The organism is Streptomyces sp. enrichment culture (genome assembly GCF_964272895.1).
Classification (GTDB): domain Bacteria; phylum Actinomycetota; class Actinomycetes; order Streptomycetales; family Streptomycetaceae; genus Streptomyces.
The window spans coordinates 3,718,147-3,732,399 of the sequence record NZ_OZ186832.1; the positions used below are offsets into that span (position 1 = coordinate 3,718,147).

Below are 14,253 nucleotides of genomic sequence, written 5' to 3' on the forward strand. Positions count from 1 at the left end.
GTCCAGGGAGGGTGCTCGACGCTGTTTCACGTGAAACACCCTCCCGGTCGGACTCAGTGCGCGGCTTCGACAGCGATGTGCTGCGTGCCGATCCGTTTACGGAACACCCAGTACGTCCACCCCTGGTAGAGCAGAACGACCGGCATGGCGATGACCGCGAGCCACGTCATGATTTTCAGGGTGTACGGGCTCGACGAGGCGTTGGTGACCGTCAGGCTCCAGTCGTCGTCGAGCGAGGACGGCATGACGTTCGGGAAGAGGGACAGGAAGAGCACCGCCACGGCGGCCACGATGGTGACACCGGACAGAGCGAACGACCATCCCTCCCGCCCGGCCCGGATCGCCACGAGCGCGGCGACCAGCGCGGCGACCGCCACGATCACCGCGACCAGGCTCTTGCCGTCGCCGCTGTCGAACTGCGTCCACAGCAGGAAGCCCAGCGCGAGCACAGCGCTCGCGAGACCGACCTTGAAGGCCAGCGCACGGGCCCGCTCACGGATCTCGCCGACGGTCTTCAGCGCCGTGAAGACCGCGCCGTGGAAGGTGAACAGCGTGAGGGTGACGAGGCCGCCGAGGACCGCGTACGGGTTGAGCAGGTCGAGGACGCCGCCGGTGTACTCGAACCCGGCGTCGATCTCCACGCCGCGCGCGATGTTGCCGAAGACGACACCCCACAGGAACGCGGGGATCAGCGAGCACCAGAAGATCGCGGTCTCCCAGTTGCGCTGCCAGTTCTCCTCGGGCCGCTTGACCCGGTACTCGAAGGCCACGCCCCGCACGATCAGGCAGACCAGGACGGTCAGCAGCGGCAGATAGAAGCCGGAGAAGAGGGTGGCGTACCACTCCGGGAAGGCGGCGAAGGTCGCGCCGCCCGCCGTGAGGAGCCAGACCTCGTTGCCGTCCCAGACGGGACCGATCGTGTTGATCAGCACCCGCTTCTCCAGCCGGTTGCGGGCCAGCAGCTTGGTGAGGACGCCGACCCCGAAGTCGAAGCCCTCCAGGAAGAAGTAGCCGGTCCACAGGACGGCGATCAGGACGAACCAGACGTCGTGCAGTTCCATGACTGTGCAGCTCCCTCGGCCTAGTACGAGAAGGCCATCGGCTTGTCGGCGTCACGGGAGTCGCCGCCGATCTTCGTGGGCGGGTTGAGGTCGGCCTCGGTCAGCTCGGGCGGCCCGGCCTTGACGTACTTCGCCAGCAGCCTGACCTCGATCACGGCGAGGGTGGCGTACAGCACGGTGAAGACGATCATCGAGGTGAGCACTTCGCCCGTGGAGACACCGGGGGAGACCGCGTCGCGGGTCTGGAGCACGCCGTAGACGACCCACGGCTGGCGGCCCATCTCGGTGAAGATCCATCCCCAGGCGTTGGCGATCAGCGGGAAGCCCATGGTCCACAGCGCCAGCAGCCAGTACAGCCGGGTGAGCTTCGAGCCGAGCGGCTTCTTCAGCAGCACCAGCCGCGGCACCTCGTCCTCGCCGGTGCGGTGGGCGGCCGGGAGCATGAACTTCTTGCGGGTCAGCCACAGCCCCAGCAGGCCGAGGCCCAGCGAGGCCATGCCGAAGCCGATCATCCAGCGGAAGCCCCAGTAGGCGACCGGGACGATGGGCTTGTAGTCGCCGGGCCCGAACTGCTTCTGCAGGGCCTCGTTGGTGTCGTTGATGCCGGGCACATACGACTCGAAGTCGCTGTGCGCGAGGAAGGACAGCAGGCCGGGGATCTCCAGGGCGACCGTGTTGTGTCCCTTGTCGACGTCCCCGTAGGCGAACACGGAGAACGGCGCCGGCTCCTCGCCGTCCCACAGCGCCTCGGCGGCGGCCATCTTCATCGGCTGCTGCTCGTACATGACCTTGCCGAGGGTGTCGCCGCTGATGGCGGTGAACAGACCGCCGACCGCCAGCGTGACCAGGCCGAGGCGCAGCGAGGTCCGCATCACCGGGATGTGCTTCTTGCGCATCAGGTGGAAGGCGGCGATGCCGACCATGAAGGCGCCACCGGTGAGGAAGGCGGCCGAGAAGCTGTGGAAGACCTGGTTGAGCGTGGTGTTCTGGGTGAGCACCAGCCAGAAGTCGGTGAGCTCGGCCCGGCCCTTCTCCTCGTTGATCCGGTAGCCGACCGGGTGCTGCATCCACGAGTTCGCCGCCAGGATGAAGTACGCCGACAGCAGGGTGCCGATCGAGACCATCCATATGCAGGCCAGGTGGATCTTCTTGGGCAGCTTGTCCCAGCCGAAGATCCACAAGCCGATGAAGGTCGACTCGAAGAAGAAGGCGATCAGCGCCTCGAAGGCGAGGGGGGCGCCGAAGATGTCACCGACGAACCGCGAGTAGTCGGACCAGTTCATGCCGAACTGGAACTCCTGCACGATGCCGGTGACGACACCCATGGCGATGTTGATCAGGAAGAGCTTGCCCCAGAACTTGGTCGCCTTGAGGTACTTCTCCTTCTCCGTACGCACCCACGCCGTCTGCAGGCCGGCGGTGAGCGCGGCGAGCGAGATCGTCAGCGGGACGAACAGAAAGTGATAGACGGTGGTGATGCCGAACTGCCAACGCGCCAAAGTCTCCGGCGCCAAAGCCAATTCCACGTCGTGGTCTCCTTACTCGCCGTGGACCGAGCGGCAGTCTGCCCCTTATGTCCCGCACATCACGGAGCAACCAGGACACGCTTGTGAACGCGTTCACATTCACAAGCAATTATGACGCACTGATTTTCGGCCCGGACAGGGGGGTCCCTCCTTGGCCTCGCCGTCACCCTCTTGGCAGGAACTTCAACGTCTTGTTGAATTGCGCGCCATGCAGACGCAACACTCATCCACGCGCATACGGATCTCCTGGCCCGCGGGTCATCTCACCGCGACCCTCGACCGCACCCCGACCACCCAGGCCCTCGAAAAGGCGCTGCCCTTCACCTCCACCGCCCGCACCTGGGGCGAGGAGGTCTACTTCGACACGGGCGTCTCCGTTTCACGTGAAACCGACGCCCGGCAGGTCGTCGAGCCCGGCACGGTCGCCTTCTGGACCGACGGCGACGCCCTCGCGCTCCCCTACGGGCCGACGCCGATCTCACGCGGTGACGAATGCCGCCTCGCCAGCCCGTGCAACGTCCTCGGCCGTGTGGACGGCGACCCCCGCCTGCTCGCGACGGTGCGCGACGGCGACCCGATCCGGGTGGAACACGCGGAGCCGTGACCGGTCCCCTTCAGCTCGGGGACGGGTGACGGCTCCGCGCACAGCCTTGACCGAGCCCTTCCGGGCTCCTCCTTGAGGTAAAGGTCTCCGACGTGAGGCCCAGGACCTCGCCGACGTGAGGCACAGGGCCTCCGATGCGAGGCTAAGGACCTCCTGAATCCCTACAGGACCCTCAGGACTCTCTTCCGGCCCGCTCAGGACTCCTTGCGGAAGACCTCCGCCGTCTTCAGGAAGATGTCGTTCGCCTCGGTCTCGCCGACCGTGACCCGCACACCCTCGCCGGGGAACGGTCGCACCACGGCCCCCGCCTGCTCACACGCCGCCGCGAACGCCGCCGTACGCTCCCCCAGCCGCAGCCATACGAAGTTGGCCTGGGTGTCGGGCACCGTCCAGCCCTGGGACCGCAGCGTGTCGACCACACGCGTGCGCTCGCACACCAGCGAGCCCACCCGGCCGAGCAGCTCGTCCTCCGCCCGCAGCGAGGCGACGGCCGCGTCCTGCGCGAGCTGGCTGACCCCGAACGGGACGGCCGTCTTGCGCAGCGCCGCGGCGACCGGCTCATGGGCGATCGCGAAACCGACGCGCAGCCCGGCGAGCCCGTACGCCTTGGAGAAGGTCCGCAGCACACAGACGTTCGGCCGGTCGCGGTAGAGCTCCACGCCGTCGGGCACCTCCGCGTCCCGGACGAACTCGCGGTACGCCTCGTCCAGCACCACCAGCACATCGCCCGGCACCCGGTCCAGGAACCGCTCCAGCTCGGCCCGGCGCACGGCTGTGCCGGTCGGGTTGTTGGGGTTGCAGACGAAGATCAGCCGCGTGCGGTCGGTGATGGCGTCGGCCATCGCGTCCAGGTCGTGCACATCGCCCGCGGTCAGCGGCACCTTCACCGAGGTCGCCCCGCTGATCTGGGTGATGATCGGGTACGCCTCGAAGGACCGCCAGGCGTAGATCACCTCGTCGCCCGGACCGGAGGTGGCCTGGAGCAGCTGCTGGGCGACACCGACCGAACCGGTGCCGGTCGCCAGGTGGGAGACCGGCACACCGAAGCGCTCGGCCAGCTCCTCCATCAGCCCCGTGCAGGCCATGTCCGGGTAGCGGTTGAAGGACGCCGCCGCCGCGGTCACGCTCTCCATGACGCCGGGCAGCGGGGGATAGGGGTTCTCGTTGGAGGACAGCTTGTACGCCACCGGCCCCCCGGCCGCGGCGGGCTTGCCCGGCTTGTAGGTGGGGATACCCTCCAGCTCGGCGCGCAGCTTCGGGCTCGTCTCGCTCACCACAGTCCTCCTCGCGATCACCGGCGGGCCGTCAGCACCGCCGGCTTCCAATGCTTCTCACCTTAAGAGGATTCGGCCCGCCTGCGTATGGGTCGGCGCACACCACCTGACCCGGAGCGGCACCTGCGTCGGGCGCGGACGACGATGGTCCCACCAGCCCCACTGACAACAGGGGCATCGCAGCATGAAGGCGCATGAATCGGGGGCGCACCCTACATATATCTATGCGCCGGTGGCACGCGCCGTGGCGCGCGTCCCCCGTGAAGGTGAGTTGAGACCTCTTCGAAACATCGGGCACTTGGCAGGTGCGTGCGCGCCGACAAGCCAGGTACCACAGCAAAGCGCCCCAACTGCCTTGCTTTCCAAGGGAATTAGCCCCTCTCAGCCTTGCAGAAACGTGCCTGTCAACGGGTGCATATGCGTCCGCACTACCCCACTGCCGGAGCCCTACTATCGGCACGCCATGACAGCAGCAGGGAAGCACCAGGTGAGCCGCGCGGAAACCTCACGGCGAGGCAGCCGGCCGGGACGGGCAGGCATCAGAGATGTGGCCGCCGCCGCCGGAGTCTCCATCACAACCGTCTCCGACGCCCTCAACGGCAAGGGCCGGCTCCCGGACGCCACCCGCCGCCATGTCCGCGAGGTCGCCGACCGGCTGGGCTACCGCCCCTCGGCCGCCGCCCGGACCCTCCGTACCGGCAAGTCGGGACTCATCGGCCTGACCGTGACGACGTACGGGGATGAACCTTTCACCTTCACCGAGTTCGCCTACTTCGCCGAGATGGCCCGCGCCGCCACCTCCGCCGCGCTGGCCCGCGGCTACGCCCTGGTCATCCTCCCCGCGACCTCCCGTCACGACGTCTGGTCCAACGTGGCCCTGGACGGCACGGTCGTCATCGACCCCTCCGACCAGGACCCGGTGGTCAGCGAGCTGGTCCGGCAGGGTTTACCGGTCGTGTCCGACGGCCGCCCGGCGGGCTCGCTGCCCGTCACCGCCTGGGTGGACAACGACCACGAGGCCGCCGTCCTCGGCATCCTCGACCACCTCGCCGACGCCGGAGCCCGCCGCATCGGCCTGCTGACCGGCACCACCACGGACACCTACACCCACCTGTCGACCACCGCCTATCTGCGCTGGTGCGAACGCGTCGGGCAGGACCCGGTGTACGAGGCATACCCGGCGCACGACCCGTGCGCGGGCGCCGTCGCCGCCGACCGGCTGCTCGCCCGCCCCGACCGCCCCGACGCGGTCTACGGACTGTTCGACCCCAACGGCACCGACCTGCTCGCCGCCGCCCGCCGCTACGGACTGCGCGTGCCCGAGGACCTGCTCCTGGTCTGCTGCAGCGAGTCCACGGTGTACGCCAACACCGAGCCGCCCATCACCACGCTGTCCCTGAAGCCGCGCCGCATCGGCACGGCCGTGGTCCAGCTCCTCATCGACGCCATCGAGGGCGTCGAGTCGGACCAGCCGGTCGAGCAGGTGATACCGACCGAACTGATCGTGCGCACCTCCTCGCAGCGCCGCCCCGCCCGCCGGACCGTCAGTCCGCCCCGCTCCCCGGAGGAGGGCTGACACCTGCCCGCGCGGGCCGGCCGATGCCGCGAGGCCCGGCTCGGGAAGGGCGAAACCGGTACGGGGGCAGGGCACGGGGGTACGGCAGGACCGGCGCGGGTCCGGGGCTCGGCACGGTGGCGGGGGTTGCTGTCTGCCGGTGACCATGTGAGCGCCGGGCCCGCCATGCCCCCGCGCCCTCCTCTGCCGGTCGGCGGCGGCTCGGGCGAAGCCCGGCCCAATCGGGGCGAAAGCCGCGGTGAACCGGAGTCCTGCTCCGATTCACCACCCCTGGGTCATCACATGGCACGATCCGCATTCCTATGATGGGCCCACGGCACCACGGGCCGCTGCGACCAGGCAGTCCGATCGGTGCAGATGCGGCGCGATGGTGGAGGGGTCGATGACTCAGGGGGCCGGTCAGGGACCCGAGGTGGAGCGGACGGCGACGTTGCGCGACTTCCGGGTGCCCGCTTACGTCCATGAGACCGGCCCGTACGCCGCCCAGGGCGCCCACCCCGTCGAGGCCCCCGGCCCCGTCGCGGAACCGCTCGACTACCCGGAGGGGTACACCCCCACTCAGCGCGATCTGCCTGTCATCAATCGGGGTGACACACTTCAGGTCACGGTCGAACCCACCCCCGCCCCCGCTCCGGTCGAACGGCCCGCCACCGGACCCGGCCCGCTGTTCGTGGTCGGCGACGTGCACGGCTACCTCGATCAACTGGTCGCCGCCCTCCAGGAGAAGGGCCTGATCGACGCCGCCGGTCACTGGTGCGCGGGCACCGCCCGGCTGTGGTTCCTCGGTGACTTCACCGACCGCGGCCCGGACGGCATCGGCGTCATCGACCTCGTGATGCGGCTGTCCGCCGAGGCCGCCGCGGCCGGCGGGTACTGCAAGGCCCTCATGGGCAACCACGAGCTGCTGCTCATCGGCGCCAAGCGGTTCGGCGACACCCCCGTCAACTCCGGCGCGGGCACCGCCACCTTCCAGGCGGCCTGGCTGCTCAACGGCGGCCAGAAGACCGACATGGACCGTCTCCAGGACCACCATCTGCAGTGGATGTCCCGCCTCGACGCCCTTGAGGAGGTCGACGGCCATCTGCTCGTCCACTCCGACACCACCGCCTATCTGGACTACGGCCACTCCATCGAGGAAGTCAACGACACGGTCCGCGAGACCCTCACCCGCAACGACGCCGACGAGGTCTGGGACCTCTTCCGCAAGTTCACCAAGCGGTTCTCCTTCCGCGACGAGGGCGGCGCCGACGCCGTGCGATCCCTTCTCGACACCTACGGCGGCACCCGCATCGTCCACGGCCACAGCCCCATCCCCTACCTCCTCGGCGAGGTCGGCTCCGAGGACGGCGAGGACACCTCCGGCCCCACGGTCGAAGGACCGCACGTCTACGCCGGCGGCCTCGCCATCGCCATGGACGGCGGCGTGACCATGGCCGGAAAGCTGCTGGTGCAGCAACTCCCCCTGGACAAGTGAGCGTTCACCGGGCAGGCGTCCCCCGCCGCCCGCCCGCACGGTGACCGCGCAGGCCAGGGCCCAATTTCTGCAAACCCCCTGTCACCGTGAGCCGTAACCGCTCTACCATCGGCTTATCCGTAGCAGGCTCCCCTCCGTTTCTGCCCGACGGCTCGTCAGCGTGCGAGCCCCAAGCCCTACGGAGCATCGGGGGATGCAGATGAACAGCGTTCCGCAGCACCTGCTGAGCGAGGACCGCCGGGAATTCGAGCGGATCCTCGATGAGGCGCTGCGCTCCGCCCCACACCGTCCGGAACTGGCCGCTGTCGGTCAGCGGCTCAACCCCGAACAACTGCGCACCATGGCGATGGGCGCCACCGCACTCATCGCCGCCGCCGCGGCCACCGAGTACCAGCACTATGTGAAGGTCCGCGAGGAACTGCGCCGCCCCACGCCCGCCACCACGTCGTCCGTACGCGAGTCCGGCTCGGCCGAGCCGGGCACCGGCACGGTGGGGCTCGCCTCCACCATGAGCGAGGTCGGCGAGACCGCCGGGGCGGGGGCCGTCGCCGTCGTCGCCGTCCTCGCACCGGTCCTCGCCGGAACCGCGGCGATCATCTTTCTGCTCGTCGGTTACCTCCTGAAGATGCTGAATCCCGACCGGTCCTTCGCCGACACCCTGCTCACGACCGGCTGGGTGTTCGGCGCGGTGACCGCCGTGGCGATCCTGGTCGCCGCCGTCGGCCTGCTGCTCACCGCACTGCGCAACAAACCCTCACGGGAACCGGGCCCGTACGGCGCACCGGGCGGCGAGCTGGACCAGGCCAGGCAGGCATGGCAGGAAGCCCTGCTGGAGCGCGGCATCCTGCCCTTCCTACGCGACGCGCTCGCCGCGTCCAGCCCGGTCACCCTGCCCAGCACGACCCCACCCGCACCGACGAACCGGATCCCCCACCTCGGCTACGACCGCCCCGGCTTCACCAGCCCCGGCGAGGGACCAGCAGCCGGCCCCCGCCCGAGCTACACCAGCCCGGACTTCAGCAGCCCCGACTTCGGCGGCCCCGACCACCAACCGGACTGACCCACCACCAGACCGCCCCGGCCCCCCCGTCAGAGAGCACACGAACCCCACGTCCCCGCCCCACGGCCTGCGCCCCCACCAGGGGAGCGCAAGCCGGACGGCCGGACGGGGTCAGTCCGCGATCGGCAGATAGACCCGGTTGCCCGCGGCCGCGAACTCCTTGGACTTCTCGGCCATGCCCTCCTCGATCTCCGCCTTGGTGCTTCCGTGCTCACGGCGGATGTCCTGGGAGATCTTCATCGAGCAGAACTTCGGCCCGCACATGGAGCAGAAGTGCGCCGTCTTGGCGGGCTCGGCCGGGAGGGTCTCGTCGTGGAACTCCCGGGCTGTGTCCGGGTCGAGGGCCAGGTTGAACTGGTCCTCCCAGCGGAACTCGAAGCGGGCGTCGGACAGGGCGTCGTCCCACTCCTGGGCGCCGGGGTGACCCTTGGCGAGGTCGGCGGCGTGAGCGGCGATCTTGTAGGTGATGACGCCGGTCTTCACATCGTCCCGGTTGGGCAGGCCCAGGTGCTCCTTGGGCGTGACGTAGCAGAGCATGGCCGTGCCCCACCAGGCGATCATCGCGGCGCCGATGCCGGAGGTGATGTGGTCGTACGCCGGAGCGATGTCCGTCGTCAGCGGGCCGAGCGTATAGAACGGAGCTTCATCACAGATCTCCTGCTGAAGGTCGATGTTCTCCTTGATCTTGTGCATCGGGACGTGACCGGGGCCCTCGATCATCGTCTGCACGTTGAAACGCTTGGCGATCCGGTTGAGTTCACCGAGCGTCCTCAACTCCGCGAACTGCGCCTCGTCGTTGGCGTCCGCGATCGAACCCGGCCGCAGGCCGTCGCCGAGGGAGTACGTGATGTCGTAGGCCGCGAGGATCTCGCAGAGCTCCTCGAAGTTCTCGTAGAGGAAGCTCTCCTTGTGGTGCGCCAGGCACCACGCGGCCATGATCGAGCCGCCGCGCGAGACGATGCCCGTCTTGCGGTTGGCGGTCAGCGGCACGTACGGCAGCCGGACGCCCGCGTGGACCGTCATGTAGTCCACGCCCTGCTCGGCCTGCTCGATGACCGTGTCCTTGTAGATCTCCCAGGTCAGTTCCTCGGCCTTGCCGTCGACCTTCTCCAGCGCCTGGTAGAGCGGCACCGTGCCGATGGGGACGGGGGAGTTGCGCAGCACCCACTCGCGGGTGGTGTGGATGTTGCGGCCGGTGGACAGGTCCATGACCGTGTCGGCGCCCCAGCGGGTCGCCCAGGTCATCTTCTCGACCTCCTCCTCGATGGAGGAGGTCACCGCGGAGTTGCCGATGTTGGCGTTGACCTTCACCAGGAACCGCTTGCCGATGATCATCGGCTCGATCTCCGGGTGGTTGACGTTGGCCGGCAGCACGGCGCGGCCCGCCGCGATCTCCTCGCGGACCACCTCAGGAGAAACGTTCTCCCTGATGGCCACGAACTCCATCTCCGGCGTGATCTCGCCCCGGCGCGCATACGCGAGCTGCGTGACCGCCTGCCCTCCACGCCCCCGGCGCGGCTGCCGGGGGCGGCCCGGGAAGACCGCGTCCAGGTTGCGCAGACCGCCGCGCGGCGAGGTGTGCTTGAGCCCGTCGTCCTCGGGACGGACCGGTCGGCCCGCGTACTCCTCGGTGTCGCCCCGAGCGATGATCCAGTTCTCCCGCAACGGCGGCAGTCCCCTGCGGACGTCCGTCTCCTGCGCTGGATCGGTGTACGGGCCTGATGTGTCGTACAAGGTGACCGACTGGCCATTGGTGAGATGCACCTGACGGACCGGCACCCGCATGTCGGGGCGAGAGCCCGCGACATACGCCTTGTGCCATCCGATGGACTTCCCGCTCTCGCTGCTGTCCGAGACCGCGGAGGTCTGCGGCTGCGTGGAGGCAGGCGTGCGTGCGTCCTTGCTGGTCATGAGACCTACTCCCTACGCCGGCATTACCCGGTAACAGGTTCGGCGGTCGACGCAGCGGTCACCGTCTTCCGGCGTTTCGTGGGGAACGACACGTGTTCCACGTGAAACATCGCGAAGACGGAGGTCAGCGCCCTCTCAGCCCGGTGCTCCGAGCTCCCGCGTGTACAAACGTGCCTCCACGCTAGCGTCAATTCGGGCGCGGTGAACAGGGGGGCCCTGCCGTTCTTGCGATGATCGGTCGGTGACCACGACACAACAGCCCCCGTTCCCGCCGCACGAACCGCGCCCCGACGGGGCCCCTTCGGGCCCCGGAAACGGCCTCCGCGCGGGTGCCTCCGGCGGTGGATACGGCGGCGGGCCCGGACGGGGATACCCCGCCGATGACGCCGGCTACGGCAGCGGGGGTGGCGCGGCCCGTGGTGGCGGGCAAGGGTCCGGGGCCGGTGGGGGGCGTGTGTTCAGCGGCCGGCATGGGGGTGGCTCCGGAGGCTCCGACCAGGGGCACGGTGGTGGCCGGGGTGGTGGGACCGGTGGCGGGTTCGGCAGCGGGTCCGGCGGGCACGACGGTGGGGGTGGCAGCGGGCCCGGCGGGCACGGCAGCGGGCCCGGTGGACATGGCGGCGGGCACGGTGGCTGGCCCGGTGGGCACGGCAGCGGATCCGGTGGACCCGGCGGCGGGTCCGGCGGGCATGACCGCGGGTCCGGCGGGCACGATGGCGGGTCCGGTGGACATGGCGGCGGACACGGCAGTGGAGCCGGCGGACACGACGGTGGTTCCGGGGGGCACGACGGTGGTTCCGGGGGGCACGGGCACAGCCACAGTCATGGCCCGGCCACGCCGGTCTCCCGGCACCTGCGCAGGGTGATCGCGGCGATTCTCGTCCCGTTCGCCGCCGCGGTCGTCGTGGGCCTCGCCGTGCTGTGGCCGGGCGGCGCGCCGCCGCACGAGCGCACCGGTGTGGGTTTCGACCGGCAGACGGAACAGGCGACGGTCACCAGGATCGAGCGGCTGAGCTGCAAGTCGGTCAACGCCTCGGGGGTCCCCCCGACCGGCGACACGTCCACCGCCGAGGGCTCCTCCGCGGTGCAGCAGGAGACCGGCGACTGCAAGCGGGCCACGATCCGGGTCGACTCCGGCAAGGACAAGGGGCGGACGTTCACCGAGATCGTCCAGCCCGACCAGTCGCGGCAGCTGCACGAGGGCCAGGAGGTCGTGGTCGCCTACGAGCCCTCGGCCCCGCGGGATCTGCAGTACTCGGTAGCCGATGTGAACCGGCGTCTGCCGCTGGGCGTGCTCGCCGGGATCTTCGCGCTGGCCGTCGTGCTCGTGGGCCGGATGCGCGGCGTGATGGCGCTGGTGGCGCTGGCCATCAGTTTCCTGGTGCTCAACTTCTTCATCCTGCCCGCGATCCTGCAAGGCTCCAATCCGCTGGTCGTCGCGGTCATCGGGGCGAGCGCCATCATGCTGATCGCGCTGTACGCCTGTCATGGTCTGTCCGCACGGACATCGGTGGCCGTACTCGGCACACTGATCTCGCTGTTGCTGATCGGGGTGCTCGGCTCGTGGTTCATCGACTGGGCCGCCCTGACCGGCAACACCGATGACAACACCGGGCTGATCCATGGGCTCTACCCGTCGATCGACATGAGCGGTCTGCTGCTGGCAGGCGTCATCATCGGCTCGCTCGGTGTGCTGGACGACGTGACGGTCACCCAGACCTCGGCGGTCTGGGAGCTGCACGACGCCAACCCCACGATGGGCTGGCGCGGCCTGTACCGCGCCGGCATCCGTATCGGCCGCGACCACATCGCGTCCGTCGTCAACACGCTCGTGCTCGCCTACGCGGGCGCCGCCCTGCCGCTGCTGCTGCTCTTCTCGATCGCGCAGAGCAGTGTGGGGGCGGTCGCCAACAGCGAGCTGGTGGCCGAGGAGATCGTGCGCACCCTGGTGGGCTCGATCGGCCTCGTGGCGTCGGTTCCCGTCACGACCGCGCTGGCCGCACTGATGGTCTCCGCCGACCGCCCGGCGCTGTCCTCCGCGTCCCCGGCCCAGAGCGGCCCGTCACCCGTCGCCGCCCGCTCCGGGCGGGGCCGCCGCCGCAAGCGCTGAGCCACCACCGCCACAAGGCGCTAACGCGCTGAGGCGCTGAGGCGCTGAGGCGCTGAGGCGCTGAGGCGCTGAGGCGCTGAGCCACTGCGGCGCTGAGACGCTCAGGCGCTGCAGCCTCGTCGCCTCAAGCGCTGAGGCCCGTCCAGCCAGCACTGACGCGCAGCTCACCGTGCCCCCGAGCCACCGCCCTCCCCTAGGGACGCGCACGCCGCAGCCACGCCTGGTGAAGCGTTACGGCACTGCATCCACGGCAGCCCCTCAGCCCGCGCTCTGCTCCTCGGCCAGGATGCGGTCCAGGGCCTCGTCGAGGTGGGCGTCGAAGTCGGCGAGCGCGGTCTCCTGGCCGAGCGGCACCAGTTTGTCGGTGCGGTCGAGGAAGGCCACCAGAGGCGCCGTGGAGGAGCGGAACAGCGCTTGGTCGCTGCCGACCTGAAGCCGGATCAGCACCTCGCCGAGCGACTCGGGCTCGACCGGCGCGACCCGCACGTCCCCCTCGCCGCTCGGCCGGCCCACGCCGTCGATGAGCAGCTCCCGTCCGAAGGCCCAGGTGACGGGCGCGTCGCCGGGCAAATGGAAGGTCAGCCGGACGGCGTAGGGATCACAGGTCTCGTAGCGCAGTTCCACCGGGATCCGGAAGGAGAGCTCCTCGGAGACGAGAAAGCTCATCATGACTTCTGCCTGCACCGACTCGCGCATCGCCTACCCCGTCTTTGCCGTCGATTGGCCGGGAACGAACCCCTGAATCCTGGTGGCATCTTGCTCAACGTGCACACCAGATCACAAGGAGTGAGTTTTCAGATACTGATAGAGATCGCCAGCGACCCCAGCAGGCGCCCGATCTCCCCTTGCAATTGCCGGGCCGCAGGGAGCAGTCGGCTCTGCTGCTGGGCGGGCAGAGAGATCGCCATGGTGGCTGCGGTGCTACCCACCGTGATCGGGATCGCCGCGCAGACCGTGCCCAGCGCGTACTCCTGACGCTCGACCACCGGGGCCATGCGCTGCACGCGGTCGAGGCGGCGCAGCAATGTCCCCTCGTCACGCACGGTGTAGGGGGTGATGGCCTGGACCGGGTAGCGCTCAAGGTGATCGCGGCGGGTGTCCGGATCCAGCTGGGAGAGCAGGCACTGCCCGATCGCATGGGCGTGCCCGGTCTCACGGAAGTCGGCCCACTCCTCCACGGCGGGATTGCCCGGGGTGTCCGAGACGCAGACGACTTCGATCTCGCCGTCGCGGTACTGCGCGTAGTACACCGGCACACCGATCGAATCACGCCATTGCGCGAGGGCGTCGATGACCGTGCTGCGACGTTTCTGCTGTGCTGCGCTGCTACTCAGTCGTTCCGCCGCCTCGCCCAGGAAGAACAGCCCCTTGTCCCGGCGCAGATAGCCCTCGTGGACCAGCGTGCGCAGCAGGTGGTAGGCGGTGGGCAGGGCCAGGCCCGTCTCTCGGGCCAGTTGTTTGGCGGGGGCTCCGTGCTCGTGGCCTGCGGCGCACTCCAGCAGGCGCATCGCCCGCTGCACGGAGCTGATGAGGGTCGTCGCCGGGTGCGCGGGGCGCGCTCCGGCCGGGGTCGGCTGCTCGGGGGGCCTGGTGAGGATCCCGGCAGAGGCGGGGGGTGCGTGGGGTTCAGCGGGGGTGGTGTCAACCGTGGCCAAGG

General features: G+C 69.6%; 11 protein-coding genes. 5 read left to right on the forward strand and 6 right to left on the reverse strand.

Features of this window, described 5'->3' with window-relative positions:
- Window positions 1–53: 53 nt before the first annotated feature.
- On the reverse strand, window positions 54–1,061 hold the full coding sequence (gene cydB, locus ACSU6M_RS16830) for a cytochrome d ubiquinol oxidase subunit II (protein ID WP_437070531.1): 1,008 nt from the start codon (window positions 1,059–1,061) through the stop codon (window positions 54–56).
- Window positions 1,062–1,081: 20 nt separating this feature from the next.
- Window positions 1,082–2,587 carry a cytochrome ubiquinol oxidase subunit I gene (locus ACSU6M_RS16835; RefSeq protein ID WP_437070532.1) on the reverse strand — a complete coding sequence of 502 codons (1,506 nt, stop codon included), beginning with the start codon at window positions 2,585–2,587 and terminating at the stop codon, window positions 1,082–1,084.
- A 208-nt stretch (window positions 2,588–2,795) separates the two neighbouring features.
- Between ACSU6M_RS16835 and ACSU6M_RS16840 the strand changes: the two genes are divergently transcribed.
- The gene (locus tag ACSU6M_RS16840) at window positions 2,796–3,191 is read left to right on the forward strand and encodes a cyclophilin-like fold protein (protein WP_437070533.1); all 396 of its coding nucleotides are present in this window, start codon (window positions 2,796–2,798) and stop codon (window positions 3,189–3,191) included.
- Between the two features lie 194 nt (window positions 3,192–3,385).
- Here the strand turns inward: ACSU6M_RS16840 and hisC are convergent, their stop codons facing one another.
- A complete protein-coding gene (hisC, locus tag ACSU6M_RS16845; RefSeq protein WP_437070534.1) occupies window positions 3,386–4,465 on the reverse strand; it encodes a histidinol-phosphate transaminase in 1,080 nt (359 codons plus the stop codon).
- A gap of 463 nt (window positions 4,466–4,928) precedes the next feature.
- Between hisC and ACSU6M_RS16850 the strand changes: the two genes are divergently transcribed.
- The 3 genes from ACSU6M_RS16850 (at window position 4,929) to ACSU6M_RS16860 (ending at window position 8,575) form a co-directional block, all read left to right on the forward strand.
- On the forward strand, window positions 4,929–6,041 hold the full coding sequence (locus ACSU6M_RS16850) for a LacI family DNA-binding transcriptional regulator (RefSeq protein ID WP_437070535.1): 1,113 nt from the start codon (window positions 4,929–4,931) through the stop codon (window positions 6,039–6,041).
- A gap of 367 nt (window positions 6,042–6,408) precedes the next feature.
- On the forward strand, window positions 6,409–7,515 hold the full coding sequence (locus ACSU6M_RS16855) for a metallophosphoesterase (RefSeq protein WP_437070536.1): 1,107 nt from the start codon (window positions 6,409–6,411) through the stop codon (window positions 7,513–7,515).
- A gap of 193 nt (window positions 7,516–7,708) precedes the next feature.
- Complete coding sequence (locus ACSU6M_RS16860) at window positions 7,709–8,575, forward strand: hypothetical protein (protein WP_437070537.1); 867 nt, start codon at window positions 7,709–7,711, stop codon at window positions 8,573–8,575.
- Window positions 8,576–8,686: 111 nt separating this feature from the next.
- On the opposite strand, the gene thiC is transcribed toward ACSU6M_RS16860, so the two are convergent.
- Window positions 8,687–10,486: a phosphomethylpyrimidine synthase ThiC gene (thiC, locus tag ACSU6M_RS16865; RefSeq protein WP_437070538.1), complete on the reverse strand. Its 1,800-nt coding sequence runs from the start codon at window positions 10,484–10,486 to the stop codon at window positions 8,687–8,689.
- Window positions 10,487–10,940: 454 nt separating this feature from the next.
- Between thiC and ACSU6M_RS16870 the strand changes: the two genes are divergently transcribed.
- Window positions 10,941–12,596 carry a YibE/F family protein gene (locus tag ACSU6M_RS16870; protein WP_437070539.1) on the forward strand — a complete coding sequence of 552 codons (1,656 nt, stop codon included), beginning with the start codon at window positions 10,941–10,943 and terminating at the stop codon, window positions 12,594–12,596.
- A 258-nt stretch (window positions 12,597–12,854) separates the two neighbouring features.
- Here the strand turns inward: ACSU6M_RS16870 and ACSU6M_RS16875 are convergent, their stop codons facing one another.
- On the reverse strand, window positions 12,855–13,292 hold the full coding sequence (locus tag ACSU6M_RS16875; RefSeq protein ID WP_437070540.1) for an SsgA family sporulation/cell division regulator: 438 nt from the start codon (window positions 13,290–13,292) through the stop codon (window positions 12,855–12,857).
- 98 nt (window positions 13,293–13,390) lie between these two features.
- Entirely contained in the window at window positions 13,391–14,251 is an 861-nt protein-coding gene (locus ACSU6M_RS16880; protein ID WP_437070541.1) for an IclR family transcriptional regulator, read from the reverse strand.
- Between the last annotated feature and the right edge of the window lie 2 nt (window positions 14,252–14,253).